Here is a 12726-nt window from a genome sequence, read left to right as displayed (position 1 = left end):
GGAGACATCATGCACAGCGTACAAAAGATTACCCCATGTTTATGGTTCAACGGCAACGCCGAGGCGGCGGCCCGGTTTTACACTGAAATATTTCCCAATTCAAAGATCGGCCAGATCCTGCGCTATGGCGAAGAGGGCAGGGAAATCCACGGCCAGGAGCCGGGCAGCGTGCTGACGGTGGCCTTCGAGCTGGATGGCCAGACGTTCACGGGCTTGAATGGCGGCCCCCTGTTCCAGTTTTCCGAGGCGATCTCGTTCCAGGTCAATTGCGAAACCCAGGACGAGGTCGACCATTACTGGCGCCTGCTGTCCGAAGGGGGGGCGCCGGAAGCGCAGCAATGCAGCTGGCTCAAGGACCAGTTCGGCGTGTCCTGGCAAATCGTGCCCACCCTCATGATCAAGCTGCTGACCGATCCCGATCCCGTCAAGGCCGGGCGCGTGATGAAGGCCATGATGGGCATGAAAAAGATCGACATTGACGAGATCAAGCGGGCGTACGCCGGTTAGAAGCTGGCCCGCAAGGTCAGCTGCGCGTTGCGCGGATCGCCATAGTAGCCGCTGCCGTACAGGCCGTAGCCACTGTAGTAACGCTTGTCGAAGACATTATTGATATTCAGCACGGCGCTGAGCCCCTTGCTGAACTCGTAGCGCGCCATCAGCCCCGCCACGCCAAAGCTGCCTTCGTCGGCGCGCGCCGGCACGTCGCCCGCCAGGACGGTGTGGTAATAGGTCCGGCCTTGCCAGTTGATATTGCCGCCCACGCTCAAGCGGCGCCAGTCGCCGCCCAGGCGGTAGCTGGTCGCCAGCTTGACGCTGCGTTCGGGGCGCGTCGTGTCGATGCGCTGGCCATCCTTGTCGCGCGGGCGGCTGAATGTCGCGCCCGCCTGCACTTGCCAGCCAGGCAGCAGCTGGCCCGCCACTTCCAGCTCCACGCCGCGCGTGGTGGTGCCGTCGATGGGCCGGTAGACTTCCCGTTCGTTGGCGTCCGTACCCACGTAATCGGCCAGGTTGTCTTGCTGGATGTGAAAGATGGCCACGCTGGCGTTCAGCTTGCGCTCGAAAAACTCGCCCTTGATGCCGCTTTCCCAGGATTTGCCCGTGGTGGGCGGCAGCGCCCTGGCATTCGCGTCGCTGACCGATTGCGGCTCGAAGATGCTGGCATAGCTGAGATACGCGGAATACGTGCCGTTCAAGTCGTAGACGGCGCCCGCATACGGCACCAGCCGGTGTTTTTCCTTCGCGTCGTCGCGGCCCGTGCCGCCCCAGCCGTAGATCAGGTCGCCCGTGCGCTCGTAGCTGTTCAGGCGGCTGCCGACGATCAGCGACAGGCCATCGGCCGGCTTGAAGCGGGCCGCGCCGTACGCCGCATACTCCTTGAAGCTGTATTTTTGCGTCAGGCTGACGGCCATGCTCGCCGGCAGCGGCACATCGTTGTTCCAGTGGCGGTAATCGGTTTCCACATTGCCGCCGCCATACGCCAGGTAGTCGGACGTGCGGTGACTGGCGTTGACGCCCAGCACCAGTTCATGCTGGCGGCCCAGCCACTGGAATGGTCCCGTCGCATATGCATCGAGGGAATTGCTGTCGATGACATAGGTTTTCGCGCCGCGCTGCACGGTGGCCAGGCCCGTGGCCGGGTTTGGATACGGTCCCCAGCTGATGATGTTCGCCTGCAACTGGTCCGTATCGCCTTTCCAGTGGCTCGCTTCCGCCTTCACTTGCCAGCCATTGTCGAACAGGTGCTCGGCGGCGGCGAACACGCGCGTGCTGGTGCTGCCCGCGTCCGTCCAGCGCGCGGCGGGGTTGAAGGCGCGGGCGAACCGCGTGCGGCTGCCATCGGCGTAAAACAGGGGATTCTGGCCGAACGACGACCCCTTCGAATCGATTTTCTGGTAATCGATGCCAGCCAGCACGCGCGTGCGCGGCGTCACATCGGCCTCGATGACGCCGTACACCACGCTCTTGTCCTGCTGGTAATAGTCGATGTAGGAGCCGTGCTCCTGGTGCGCGGCCACCAGGCGCGCGCGCACGGAACCGTCCGCATTCAAGGGGCCGGAGACATCGGCTTCCGCGCGGTAGCGGTCCCAGCTGCCGATGCCCGCCTGCGCATACGCCTGGAACTGGCGCGTGGGTTTCTTGCGCACCAGGTTGACGGCGCCGGCCGGGCTGCCGGCGCCGCTCATCAGGCCATTCGCGCCGCGCACCACTTCCACCCGGTCGTAGATGGCCATGTCGCGGATGCCCAGGCCGTTCGAATTGGTGCTGAAATCGAAGGTGGGTACGCCGTCGTACTGGAAGCTGTTCAGGCTGAAGCCGCGCGCATAGTAGTTATAGCGCTCCGTATCGTCGTGCGAGACGGTCACGCCCGGCGTCTGCTGCAGCACGTCGGCCAGGCTCAGGACGCCCTGGTCATCCATCTGCTGGCGCGTGATGACGGTCAGCGATTGCGGCGTTTCGCGCGGCGACAGGGTAAAACGCGTGGCCGTGCCAGCCAGCGCCGCCGCATAGGCGCCGCTGCCTTCCGTTTCCAGCGCCGGTTCGCCGCCGGCCGTGACCGTGATTTCGGCCAGTTGCTGCGCGCCATCGGCCGCCGCGTTCGCCGACCTGGGCAGCGGGCGCAGGACGAAATCGTTGGGCGCCAGCCGCAGCGCCGCCAGGCCGCTGCCGGCCAGCAGCGCATCGAGGCCGGCGGCGGCGCTGTAATTGCCGGCCAGGCCGGCCGTGCGCAAGCCGCGCACCTCGGCCGCCTGGTAGGTGAGCGTCAGGCCCGCCTTGCGCGCCAGCTGTTCCAGCGCCGCATCGAGCGGGCCGGCGGCGATCTGCAGGGTGTACGTGGCGCTGGCGCTGCTGGCCTGCGGCGGCTTGTGCTGGGCCAGGACGGGCGGCGCGCCGAGCAGCAGCAGGGCGCCGGCGACGGCGCCGGCCAGGCGGGAACGGGCTGGAAATCGCGCGGGAAGCGGGGGGAATGGCTGGGGGGAGGGCAGGAAAGAGTGGTTCATAATCGCTATCAAGTTGGGGGGTATCAAGCTGTATGCCGTGCGGCCAGCCCGATCCCCTCATCTTTTTTACGCTTTTTTCAGCGTGACCCAGAAGCGCGTGCGGTACACGGCCACGATGGGCTGCGTCTGCAGCAGCACGCGCAGGGCACGCTCGGGGTCGTCCAGCTGGAAGACGCCGGAGACGGGCAAGCTGGCGATATCGGCGTCGCACAGCAGCAAGCCGTGCCGGTGGCGCGCCAGTTCGGCCACCAGCTGGCCCAGGGGCATGTCGCGCGCGGCAATCACGCCGTCGAGCCAGGCGGCCGGATCGTCATGGACCGGCTCGCGCCAGGTGCGCGCGCCATCCGTCACGACGCTGTCGCCGGCCCGTACCAGCACGGGACTGGCCACGCCTGTGCTTGCGCCGGCCTGCAGCTGCACCGCGTGTTCCTGCACGGCCAGGCGCGTCAGCATGCCGCCGGCGCCGGCGAGACGGCGCACCGTGAAGCGCGTGCCCAGCGCCAGCATGCGCGCTTCGCCCGTGTCGACGAGAAACGGCCGGCGCTGCGGGTCGGCTTGCGTGGTGACGGCCAGCTCGCCATGCAGCAAGGTCAGCAGCCGTTGCTTGCCGTCAAAGCGCAGCCTGACGGCCGTCCCTGCATTCAGGTGCAGCAAGCTGCCGTCCGGCAGGCGCGCGGCCAGGCGTTGCCCCGTGCCCGTGCGGTAGTCTGCCTGCGTATCGATGGCGAACCAGGCGGCCGTGCCGGCAAAGCCGATGCCGGCCAGCACTTTCAAGGCCTGGCGGCGCTGGCGGCGGCGCGCCAGGCTGGCGTCGAGGGTGGCGCGGCTCGCTTCCGGCGGCAAGCCCGAGAATTGATGGCCGATGGCGGCCAGGCGCTGCCACGCCTGTTCGTGGCCGGGATCGGCATCGCGCCAGCGCTGCAGCGACAGCAGGGCGTCCGGCGTGGCGCCGTGCATCTGCAGGCGCACGGCCCAGGCGATCGCTTGCTCGACGGGGTCGTCCTGCAAGGCGGCCGTCACTGGAAATACACGCGGTAGCAGGCGCGCCAGGCGCTGGCCAGGTCGCGTTCGACGGTGGCCAGCGAGACTTCGAGCCTGGCGGCGATGGCGGGGCCCGTCAAGCCGTCCAGCTGGGCCAGCAAAAAGGCCTGCCTGGCGCGCGGCTTGAGGGCGTCGAGCGCCGTATCGAGGCGCACCAGGGTGTCGATGATCAGCAGCCGCGTTTCGGGCGACGGCGCCGTCTGTTCGGGCAGGGCGGCCAGCGCCTGCAGGTAGGCGTATTCCACGTCGCGGCGCCGGTAATGGTCGATCACCAGGCCTTGCGCGATGCGCGTCAGGTAGGCGCGCGGTTCGCGCAGGGCCGGCTGCGGCCGTTCGCGCCGCTGCAGCAGGCGCAGGAAGGTGTCGTGCGCCACATCGGCCGCATCGGCGCCGCAGCCCAGCTTATGCCGCAGCCAGCCCTGCAGCCAGCCGTGGTGGGCGCGGTACAGGGTGGCAAGGTCGGGCGGTGCGGCAGGGTTCATGGCGGCAAGGACGATGGACGACGACTGTTAATTGAGAATCATTCTCAATTATTGCATTGACTGCGGGCGCTGGCAAGTGCCGCCGCCAGCGCCTGCACGGTTGGCGCACCCTGTCCAAGCGGGCCGGCATTTGTTATAGTCCCAGCCATCTTTCCATCCGCCTACAGACCCTGCCATGACCACTCGCACCACCAGCAGCACCATCGCGCCCCGCACCTTCGGCACACCGCTGTCGCCCACCGCCATCAAAGTCATGCTGCTCGGTTCCGGCGAGCTGGGCAAGGAAGTGATCATTTCGCTGCAGCGCCTGGGCGTGGAAGTGATCGCCGTCGACCGCTATCCGAACGCGCCGGGCCATCCGGTGGCGCACCGCTCGCACGTGATCGACATGAGCGACGGCGTGGCGCTGGCCGCCTTGATAGCCCTGGAAAAGCCGGACCTGATCGTGCCGGAAATCGAAGCCATCGCCACCGATACCCTGGCGGCGCTGGAAGCGGCGGGGCAAATCACGTGCATTCCGAACGCGCGCGCGGCCGTGCTGACGATGAACCGCGAAGGCATCCGCACCCTGGCCGCAGAAACCCTGGGCGTGGCGACGTCGCCGTACCGCTTCGCCAGCAGCCTGCAGGAGTTGCAGGACGCTTGCCGGGAAATCGGCTTCCCGTGCGTGGTGAAACCCGTGATGTCGTCGTCGGGCAAGGGCCAGTCCAAGCTCGATAGCGCCGCCGAGGTGGACGCGGCGTGGGCGTATGCGGCCAGCGGCAGCCGGGTCGATACGGGCCGCGTCATCGTCGAGGGTTTCATCGACTTCGATTATGAAATCACCCTGCTGACGGTGCGCGCCGTGGGTGCTTCGGGACAGGTCGAGACGCAGTTTTGCGAGCCGATCGGCCACCTGCAGGTGCACGGCGACTACGTGGAATCGTGGCAGCCGGCCCGCATGGCGCCGCTGGCCCTCGAACGCGCGCGCGAGATCGCGCGCAAGGTGACGGACAACCTGGGCGGCCTGGGCCTGTTCGGCGTGGAGCTGTTCGTCAAGGACGACATGGTGTGGTTTTCGGAAGTGAGCCCCCGTCCGCACGATACGGGCATGGTCACCATGGCCAGCCAGGTGCAGAGCGAATTCGAGCTGCACGCGAAAGCCATCCTCGGCTTGCCCGTCAACGTGGCGCTGCGTTCGCCCGGCGCCTCGGCCGTCATCTACGGCCAGCTGGAAGCGAAAGGCATCGCCTTCGAAGGCGTGGCCGACGCCTTGAGCGTGCCGGGTACGGACTTGCGCCTGTTCGGCAAGCCGGAATCGTTCGCCCGCCGCCGCATGGGCGTGGCGCTGGCCACGGCCGACGATATCGACACGGCCCGTGCGCGCGCCGTGCTGGCCGCGTCCAAGGTCAAGCCAGTGGCGCCGTAAGCGTGTTGGCCGATACAACAGTCATCAACATGGAAGCCGGCGCATGACGGAACTCGATCATTATCTCGCGCAGCACTATCTGGACGAGACGCAACTGGCGGCCGCCGCCGCCATGACCATGGAAGAAATCGACGCCCTGATCCAGGTCCGCCTGGTTCCCGCGCCGGCATACGTGGTCGATGCCAGCGGCAATCTGTGCTCGTTCGTCTTTGGCGCCATGGCGGCGCCCGGGGCCAGGGCCGGCCGCTATTTTCCGCCATCCCAGCTGGCCTGGATCGCCGTGGCGCTGCACGCACTCGCCGAGGGGCCGGAAACGGCGCCAGCGCGCCTGCAGGCGCAATTTGCTTCCCGCTACGCGGCCGCGCTGGCGACCCTGAACCTGACGACCTGGCGCCTGCGCGACAGTTTCGACGACAGGGGCGCGCCGATCGCGGAGGGCTTGCGCGCCCGCACCGACAGCGCCTGGACGTATTTCTTGAACGGCACGTTTTCCCTGTGCGTGGCCAATCCCATGTCCGAGGCGCACATCGCCTGGAAGGAAGTGCTGCAGGAAAAGCTCGCGCAGCAAAGCGGGAATGGCAGCAAGACGCTGTTGCCGCAAGCGCAGGCGCAGCAGATGCATGCGCTGATCGATGCCTATGCGGCGGCCGCCATGCCTTTTTCGCCCATCGAATACGCCTTGAGCAGCCGCAAGCGCCTGGTCGAGGATCTGCGGGCGAACCTCCGCGTGAGCGACGCGCAGGAGACGCCCGCATGACGGCATCAGCGACGCACAGCCTGCCGCAGGCCGATGCGGGCGGCGACGATGTCAAGCGCAAGCTGCGCGGCCACATCGCGCGGCGCAACCTGGCCGGCGCCGCCAATGACTGCAAGTGGAACGCGTTGCTGGCCTTCATGCGCGGGCAGCCTGACTGGGCGCCGTCCTACCGTTACGGCTCCGTCACCGGCTATGTCTCGCGCTGGGATACGGAATGGGATTACCACCCGCCGTTCCCCTTCCTGGGCGTGGAATGGTTCGACATCAGCCTGTATTCGGAAGAACACGTGGGCATGCTGCTGCCCAAGAAAATCATCGACCATGGCGTGTGGATCGTGCCGGAACTGGCACGCATCGGCTTCGATTTCGAGGTGCGCGACCGGGTGGCGCGCATCTGGGGCTATCTGCCCCGTTCCTATCATGACTTTCCACCTGCCGATTGACACCTGAAAAAACCTACTGCGCGTCGGTATAGGCGGCCTGCGATGCTCACCGTACTAGAGTACGGTTGCGCTTCTTAGCCACCTCTCCCTTCCGCTCGCTACGGTTTTGTCAGGTGTCGTAAATAAAGGATTAATAACATGCCTGATAACGACATTCCCCAAGTAGCGCAACCGGACGACGCCGTCGTCGGCAAGGAAGCGGGCGCGCGGATGCTGGCTGCGGCCTGCGCCGCGCGCGACGCCTTCTACGCCACCCTGGGCACTGTAGATGCCGACGTGCTGGCGCCCCTCGTCAATCCCGCTTTCATGGGAGGCCCGCGCTGGCCATCGTTGCGCCAGGCGTGGCGCGTGATCCGCCGCGCCGAGTCGATCATTCTCGCCAGCGATGGCTTGAGCGATCCGTTCGAGGATGACGACGACGTGTTCGTCCCGCGCGGCCACCTGCTGGAAGTGTGCATCGAAGCGCCGCTGTCCGCCTTCGACGAGCAGGAAGTGGCGCAATCGTGGCTGTTCGACGTGATTTACCAGGTCAGCCAGAACGTGGCCGACCACGGTTCCATCGATTTGCTGGTGCAGCGCCACGGCAGCGTGTCGATGGTGCTGGACGTGCAGGATGCTCCGGCAGGACTGGAAGACGAAAACGAACAGGTGGGCGTGCTGCTGGCGCAGGGCGTGGCGACGATTCCCCCATCCTTCGACACGCCGTATGGCGAAGTGATGCTGCTCACCGCCACCGTGCTGCAGCCGGCGGAACTGGCGCACATCGGCAATGCCGCCGACAAGGCGCAGTCGCGGCGCGACCTGGCCGCCGCGCTGGCCGCGTCGCCGACCGGGCATGCGAGCGTGGCCGGGCGGCCCGCCGTCATTCCCCGCTAGGCTGTTCGACCGGCGGCACGGCCGGTTCTGTCGCTGCCTTCGGTGCTTCCTTGGCTTCCATGACGGCCGGCGGCGGTTCTTTCCACTTGCCCGCCGCCTTCAGCTTGTTCTTCAGGCCCGGCAAGGGAAAGCCCAGCGCGTAGGCTTTTTGCGCGTGCGCGCTGGCCTTGTCGTATTGCTTCTTTTTCACGTACATCAAGCCCAGGTTGTACTGGATGGTGGCCTGGTCGGGCGCCAGGCGGCTGGCGGAGTCCAGCTGTTCCAGCGCCGCCGCGTCCTGGCCCGTGGCCAGCAGGTAGTTGCCATACACCATGCGCGCCGTCACATCGTGCGGCGCGAAGGCGATCGCCCGTTCGAAGTAGCAGTTGACCGTGTAGCGGGCGCCGACGGGTTGCGCGCTTTTCAGCCGCAAGCCGAGTTTTGCCATCGACGCCAGCGCCCGGTGGTGATTCGGGAAGTGTTCGAGCGTGTAGCTGATGTCGCCGCCCAGGCTGGTCGTCATGCCTTGCGTGAGCGTTTCCACGGCGCGCGAAAAATGGAATTTCTCGACCACGGACAGGCCGGAACGGTCTTCCTCGCTCGTGTAGTCACCGCCCGGCGTGTGCTTGACGTAGGGCGGGCATTCGGCTGCGCCGGCATGGACGCAGTAGGCGGCGAGGGTGCAGGCAAGCAGGCGATGCTTCATGTCGGGCTCCTGTGACTGACCTGGTCCAGCAAGGCGGCCAGGGCGTTGCTGCGGGCTTGCCGCGATTGCAGGGCGATGGCGGCGGGGCTGGCCAGCGGCGCCTGGCCCTGGCGCGCCAGTTCCAGGAAGCGCAGCAGCGCGCGCGCGCAATCGCCGCTGGAGGCCAGCTGGCCGATGGTGTCGATGCCGCAGTGGCGCAGCTTGGCCGCGCTGTCGCCCGCCGCGTCGGTCAGCGCGAGGATGGGCCGGCGGCAGCGCAGGTATTCATACAGCTTGGCGGGAATCTGCCCGTTGCAATTGGCCGCCTGCAGCAGCAGCAAGCCGTCCGCTGCCTGCATTTCCTGCAGCGCCGCGCCGTGCGGCTGCAAGGGTTCCAGGCGCACCAGGTCGAGGATGGCGTATTTCACCAGCAGGCCCGCCAGCCACGCATCGTGGCCCGTGGCGCGCAGCACCAGCTGGAAATTGCGCGCGTGGAGCACGCCGTCGCGGCGCAGCCGGGCCAGCGCTTCGAACAGCGCTTGCGGATCGCGCTCGGACGGGTAGATCACGCCGCTGTGCAGCAGCAGGAAGCGGCCGCGTGGGCCCGTGCGCTCATCGCCGCCGTCATGCTCATAGCCGTCTTCATCGTAACCGTTCTCGATCAGGTGGAAACGCTCGCGCGCCACCTGCGCCAGGCGCCGCTGGTGCGCCGCGATGGCGCCCGGCGTGGTGCAGATGATGGCCGCGCTGCGCGCCGCGATGCGCTGTTCGATCCACGCATGCATGCGGTGCAGGCGCGGCTCGGGCGGATACGGCGCCTGTGGGTCGCTGTCGTCCAGCATCGGGTCGCGCTGGTCGGCGATCCACGGCAGGCCGCTGAGTTTTTGCAGGGTCAGCGCGATCAAATGCGCCGTGGCGATCGGGTATGTCGACCAGATGGCGTCGGGACGGTAGGCGCGGATCATGCGCAGGCCGGCCGGCACGGCGCTCAGCCACCAGGAACTCCAGCGGTCGGGCAGCGCCAGGCAGCGCGGATAGCGCCCGCCGACGGCGAAATGGCGCGCCGCATCCAGCGCCAGGGTGCGCCGCACGGTGGCTTGCGTGGCGGCCTGCGCCAGCTGCGTATCGCCCCGCTGCGCATATGCGCTGGGGCTGGGGCTGAGCACGAGCGGCTGCCAGCCGCAGTCGGGCAAATGGCGCGCAAAGCCCAGGGTGCGCAAGATGCCGCTGCCGCCGGCCAGGGGCGGAAAATGGTAGGCGACCATCAGCACCCGTTTTGGTCGGGCCGCGTTCGGCACGTTCGCTACCATGACTGCAGCCACCGCGCGCACAGCTGTTCGACCGCGCCGCGCCAGGCGGCGCTGGCAAACGTGTGGTTGGCGCCGTCGACCCGCGCCTGCGTCCATTGCGTGCGGGCGGCCACGGCGCGCCACGCCGCGTCGCCTTCGAGCAGCGCCTGCCACTCGCGCGCGCCCAGGTCGTCGCCGCTGAGGATCAGCATGACCTTGCCCTGGAATTGCGCCAGCGCCTGCAGCAGGGCCGGCGCGGGCGCGTCGTCTTCCCCCGTTGGCGCTGCCCGCGTGGCGGCCGCCACCTGGCGCAGCGACGCCAGGCTGGCGCCCAGCCGCAGTCCGCCTTTGGCCAGCTTGCGCCAGAAATCGCCTTGCAGCAGGCGCCCCAAGTAATAATGGCGCAAGGTGGCGCGCGCCAGGCCGGCGCTGCTGCGCACCCACGGGTTGAGCAAGACCAGCGCCTTGACGCGCGCGTCGCGCGGCGCATGGCAGGCGGCGGCCGTGGCGCCGTCGCACAAGCCCCACAGCGCCACTTCGCGCAAGGCCGGCACGGCGTCGAAGAATTGCGCCAGCGCGCCGGCGATGTCGGGACCGGCGGCGCGGTAGTCGCGCGCGCCGCCCTCGCTGTCGCCCATGCCGCGCAAGTCGAAGCGCAGCACGGGCCAGCCTTGCGCGGCCAGCGCGCGCGCCAGCAAGACGAACTGGCGGTGGCTGCCGACCCGGTACTGCGGCCCGCCCGTGACGATCAGCACGCCGCGCGGGCCAGGCGCATCGGGCAGGCTGAGGATGCCGGCCAGGCGCGCCTGCGCCTCCTCGTCTTCGGCTGCGCTGCGAAAGCGCAGGGCCAGCTCGCGCACGGCGTGCGCCGCGGGGTGCTGCCGGCTGTCGTCGCGCTTCATGGCCGGGACCTTTCCTCGTCGAGCCAGTCGCGGCACAGTTCCCGCGTGGCGTACAGCAGTTGCGGACACGCGAGCAGCTCGCCGCTGTGCCAGAACGGGCCGTCATCGAAGCTGGCCACGTGCACGGCGGCGCCGCGTTTGCGCCATTGCCGCGCCAGCAGCGGCGGCGACCAGGCGTCCTTTTGCTCCGCCGCGCGGTAATCGAGCCAATAGACGGGCACGCAAGGCTGCAGCGTCGACGCGTTGACGCCGTCGATGGCCTGCGCCAGTTCGGGCGCCAGCAGGTAGCCGGCCACTTCCACAGGTTCACCTTCCGCCAGCGCGGCGCGCGCCTGGCCGGGCGCTTCCTGCGAGGCCCCGGCCAGCATGTGGGACGCCAGGCGCAGGCGCAGGAAGCGGTCGATGCTGCGCCGCCCGTCGAGTTCCGGTTGCCACAGCAGCAAGCGCGCCAGGGGCAGCGGCGCGCGGCTGGCGAAATCGAGGGCCAGCAGGGCGCCCAGGCGCAAGCCCCACACGCTCAACGGGCCGTCGACACGCTGCGCCAGCCACGCGCAAGCCAGGTGCAGGTCGTTGTGCCAGATGTCCCAGCGCGCTTCGCCAAAGTCGCCGCTGCTGTCGCCGCAGCCGAACAGGTCGATCTGCAGCACGCTGTAGCCGGCCGCGGCAAAGGCGCGCGCCTGCGCGGCGGCCACGTGGCGGCTCTTGTTCAGCTCTTCCGCGAACGGATGCACGTAGAGGATGCCGCCGCGCGCGGCCTGGCCCGGCGGCGGCAGGTGCAGCAGGCAGTAGCGCTGGCCGCCGCTGGCGGGCAGGAAGAAGGGCAGCAGCGGCAGGGCGTCGAGGGCGGCGCGGTTCATGCCCGCAGCTTTGCAAACACGAAATCGTGCAGGGTGCCCACGGTGGCGAAGTGGCGCGCATGGATGTCGTCGTCGGCGACCGCGATGCCGAAATGGTCTTCCAGCGCGGCGATCACGCCGATCACGGCCATCGAGTCGAGTTCCGGCACGCTGCCCAGCAGCGGCGTGTGGGCTTCCAGCACGCGCCCGTTCAAGCCCAGCGTCGTGTCAAGGATGTGCTTTACTGCTTCAAGATGCGGCATGTCAGCTCCAGGGAAGGGTAGTGCGGCAGGGAAGACGTATCGAAGGCCAGGCAGGGCATATCGTCGGGACGGCGCGACAGGTGCAGATACGGCGGCAGGCTGGCGGCCATCGCTTGCCAGCGCCCGCAGCGAATGAAGGTGGCCGTGCCCAGCGCGTGCGTGCCCAGGCGCGCATGGGCGCCCAGCGAGGCGCGGTTGAAGCGCGAGATGCGGCTGCACGTCCAGCGCACGCCCTGCGCGTGCAGCACGGCGTTGGCTTCCTCCCACAGGCGCGCGAAGACGAGGCCGCCGCGCCGTTCGGGATGCACCCACACGTCCAGGTCCCACGACGACTGCTGCGACGCCAGCGCATAGCGGGCGCGCACCTCGTCTTCCTGGCAGCCGTGGCGCAGCAGCCAGATCCAGCCCAGCATGCCCGACGCGTCGCGCGCCACCAGGCATTGCGCGCCTTGCCGGTAGCGCTCGCGCAGGGCGCCGGGCCGGCGTTCGGGACCGGGCGGCAAGTCCGCTTCCGCCAGGCAGGGCGTCACCTTGATCGACTGGCCGCGCCCGCGGCACAGCGAACCGGGCGCCACGGCCTGCGCGACGAACTGGTAGCGGTACAGGGTGAAGCGTCCGCCCGTCACCATCGCCAGCAGGCGCGCCACGGCCAGCCAGGCGCTGTCGCGCCAGCCCAGTTGATCGAGGCTGGCGGCCAGTCGTTGCAGCAGGGGAAATTGCGGGGACAGGGCCATGGCGGTAATGGATGGGGCGGCTATGCAGCCAA

The 12726-nt window shown here is 68.4% G+C and carries 14 protein-coding genes; 5 read left to right on the top strand and 9 right to left on the bottom strand.

The genetic code is table 11. The features are described 5' to 3' along the window. Window positions 1-6 precede the first annotated feature (6 nt). A complete protein-coding gene (locus O0879_RS05045) occupies window positions 7-507 on the top strand; it encodes a VOC family protein (RefSeq protein WP_289916154.1) in 501 nt (166 codons plus the stop codon). Here the strand turns inward: O0879_RS05045 and O0879_RS05040 are convergent. The 3 genes from O0879_RS05040 to O0879_RS05030 all read right to left on the bottom strand — a co-directional run bounded on the left by O0879_RS05040 (window position 504) and on the right by O0879_RS05030 (window position 4522). Beyond that, on the bottom strand, window positions 504-2999 hold the full coding sequence (locus O0879_RS05040) for a TonB-dependent siderophore receptor (protein WP_289915081.1): 2496 nt from the start codon (window positions 2997-2999) through the stop codon (window positions 504-506). The genes O0879_RS05045 and O0879_RS05040 overlap by 4 nt on opposite strands. Window positions 3000-3065: 66 nt before the next feature. After that, window positions 3066-4019, bottom strand: coding sequence for a FecR domain-containing protein (locus O0879_RS05035; RefSeq protein WP_289915079.1), 954 nt, complete (start codon window positions 4017-4019; stop codon window positions 3066-3068). Next, a complete protein-coding gene (locus tag O0879_RS05030; RefSeq protein ID WP_289909806.1) occupies window positions 4016-4522 on the bottom strand; it encodes a sigma-70 family RNA polymerase sigma factor in 507 nt (168 codons plus the stop codon). Before O0879_RS05030 ends, O0879_RS05035 begins: the two co-directional genes overlap by 4 nt. Before the next feature lie 175 nt (window positions 4523-4697). Between O0879_RS05030 and purT the strand changes: the two genes are divergently transcribed. The 4 genes from purT to O0879_RS05010 all read left to right on the top strand — a co-directional run bounded on the left by purT (window position 4698) and on the right by O0879_RS05010 (window position 8006). Next, window positions 4698-5930 (top strand): formate-dependent phosphoribosylglycinamide formyltransferase, encoded by a 1233-nt coding sequence (gene purT, locus O0879_RS05025; RefSeq protein ID WP_289915077.1) that lies wholly within the window; start codon window positions 4698-4700, stop codon window positions 5928-5930. 43 nt (window positions 5931-5973) lie between these two features. Further along, a complete protein-coding gene (locus O0879_RS05020) occupies window positions 5974-6687 on the top strand; it encodes a DUF6058 family natural product biosynthesis protein (protein WP_289915075.1) in 714 nt (237 codons plus the stop codon). Further along, on the top strand, window positions 6684-7130 hold the full coding sequence (locus O0879_RS05015; protein ID WP_289915072.1) for a DUF6678 family protein: 447 nt from the start codon (window positions 6684-6686) through the stop codon (window positions 7128-7130). Before O0879_RS05020 ends, O0879_RS05015 begins: the two co-directional genes overlap by 4 nt. Before the next feature lie 138 nt (window positions 7131-7268). After that, the gene (locus O0879_RS05010; protein WP_289915070.1) at window positions 7269-8006 is read left to right on the top strand and encodes a hypothetical protein; all 738 of its coding nucleotides are present in this window, start codon (window positions 7269-7271) and stop codon (window positions 8004-8006) included. Here the strand turns inward: O0879_RS05010 and O0879_RS05005 are convergent. From O0879_RS05005 to O0879_RS04980, 6 genes are read right to left on the bottom strand one after another with little or no spacing between them, the layout of a single operon-like run. Then, complete coding sequence (locus O0879_RS05005) at window positions 7993-8691, bottom strand: tetratricopeptide repeat protein (RefSeq protein ID WP_289915068.1); 699 nt, start codon at window positions 8689-8691, stop codon at window positions 7993-7995. The genes O0879_RS05010 and O0879_RS05005 overlap by 14 nt on opposite strands. After that, window positions 8688-9980, bottom strand: a complete 1293-nt coding sequence (locus O0879_RS05000; protein WP_289915066.1) for a glycosyltransferase — start codon at window positions 9978-9980, stop codon at window positions 8688-8690. The genes O0879_RS05005 and O0879_RS05000 overlap by 4 nt, the downstream gene beginning before the upstream one ends. Beyond that, a complete protein-coding gene (locus O0879_RS04995; RefSeq protein ID WP_289915065.1) occupies window positions 9974-10861 on the bottom strand; it encodes a hydrolase 1, exosortase A system-associated in 888 nt (295 codons plus the stop codon). Before O0879_RS04995 ends, O0879_RS05000 begins: the two co-directional genes overlap by 7 nt. Further along, window positions 10858-11718, bottom strand: a complete 861-nt coding sequence (locus O0879_RS04990) for a hydrolase 2, exosortase A system-associated (protein ID WP_289915064.1) — start codon at window positions 11716-11718, stop codon at window positions 10858-10860. The genes O0879_RS04995 and O0879_RS04990 overlap by 4 nt, the downstream gene beginning before the upstream one ends. Next, window positions 11715-11960 carry a phosphopantetheine-binding protein gene (locus tag O0879_RS04985; protein ID WP_099668090.1) on the bottom strand — a complete coding sequence of 82 codons (246 nt, stop codon included), beginning with the start codon at window positions 11958-11960 and terminating at the stop codon, window positions 11715-11717. Before O0879_RS04985 ends, O0879_RS04990 begins: the two co-directional genes overlap by 4 nt. Next, window positions 11939-12694, bottom strand: a complete 756-nt coding sequence (locus O0879_RS04980) for a hypothetical protein (protein WP_289915062.1) — start codon at window positions 12692-12694, stop codon at window positions 11939-11941. The genes O0879_RS04985 and O0879_RS04980 overlap by 22 nt, the downstream gene beginning before the upstream one ends. Window positions 12695-12726: the final 32 nt, after the last annotated feature.

The sequence above is a fragment of the Janthinobacterium sp. SUN120 genome, from assembly GCF_030397735.1.
Taxonomy (GTDB): Bacteria; Pseudomonadota; Gammaproteobacteria; order Burkholderiales; family Burkholderiaceae_D; genus Janthinobacterium; species Janthinobacterium kumbetense.
The sequence above is the reverse complement of the archived record's forward strand: the minus strand, read 5'-3'. Positions and strand labels throughout refer to the sequence as shown.

Excerpts from the sequence above, each read along its gene's own strand:
- O0879_RS05040 (WP_289915081.1), bottom strand. The coding sequence starts at position 2,999 with ATGAACCACTCTTTCCTGCCCTCCCCCCAGCCATTCCCCCCGCTTCCC.
- O0879_RS05030 (WP_289909806.1), bottom strand. The coding sequence starts at position 4,522 with ATGAACCCTGCCGCACCGCCCGACCTTGCCACCCTGTACCGCGCCCAC.
- purT (WP_289915077.1), top strand. The coding sequence starts at position 4,698 with ATGACCACTCGCACCACCAGCAGCACCATCGCGCCCCGCACCTTCGGC.
- O0879_RS05020 (WP_289915075.1), top strand. The coding sequence starts at position 5,974 with ATGACGGAACTCGATCATTATCTCGCGCAGCACTATCTGGACGAGACG.
- O0879_RS05015 (WP_289915072.1), top strand. The coding sequence starts at position 6,684 with ATGACGGCATCAGCGACGCACAGCCTGCCGCAGGCCGATGCGGGCGGC.
- O0879_RS05010 (WP_289915070.1), top strand. The coding sequence starts at position 7,269 with ATGCCTGATAACGACATTCCCCAAGTAGCGCAACCGGACGACGCCGTC.
- O0879_RS05005 (WP_289915068.1), bottom strand. The coding sequence starts at position 8,691 with ATGAAGCATCGCCTGCTTGCCTGCACCCTCGCCGCCTACTGCGTCCAT.
- O0879_RS05000 (WP_289915066.1), bottom strand. The coding sequence starts at position 9,980 with ATGGTAGCGAACGTGCCGAACGCGGCCCGACCAAAACGGGTGCTGATG.
- O0879_RS04995 (WP_289915065.1), bottom strand. The coding sequence starts at position 10,861 with ATGAAGCGCGACGACAGCCGGCAGCACCCCGCGGCGCACGCCGTGCGC.
- O0879_RS04990 (WP_289915064.1), bottom strand. The coding sequence starts at position 11,718 with ATGAACCGCGCCGCCCTCGACGCCCTGCCGCTGCTGCCCTTCTTCCTG.
- O0879_RS04985 (WP_099668090.1), bottom strand. The coding sequence starts at position 11,960 with ATGCCGCATCTTGAAGCAGTAAAGCACATCCTTGACACGACGCTGGGC.
- O0879_RS04980 (WP_289915062.1), bottom strand. The coding sequence starts at position 12,694 with ATGGCCCTGTCCCCGCAATTTCCCCTGCTGCAACGACTGGCCGCCAGC.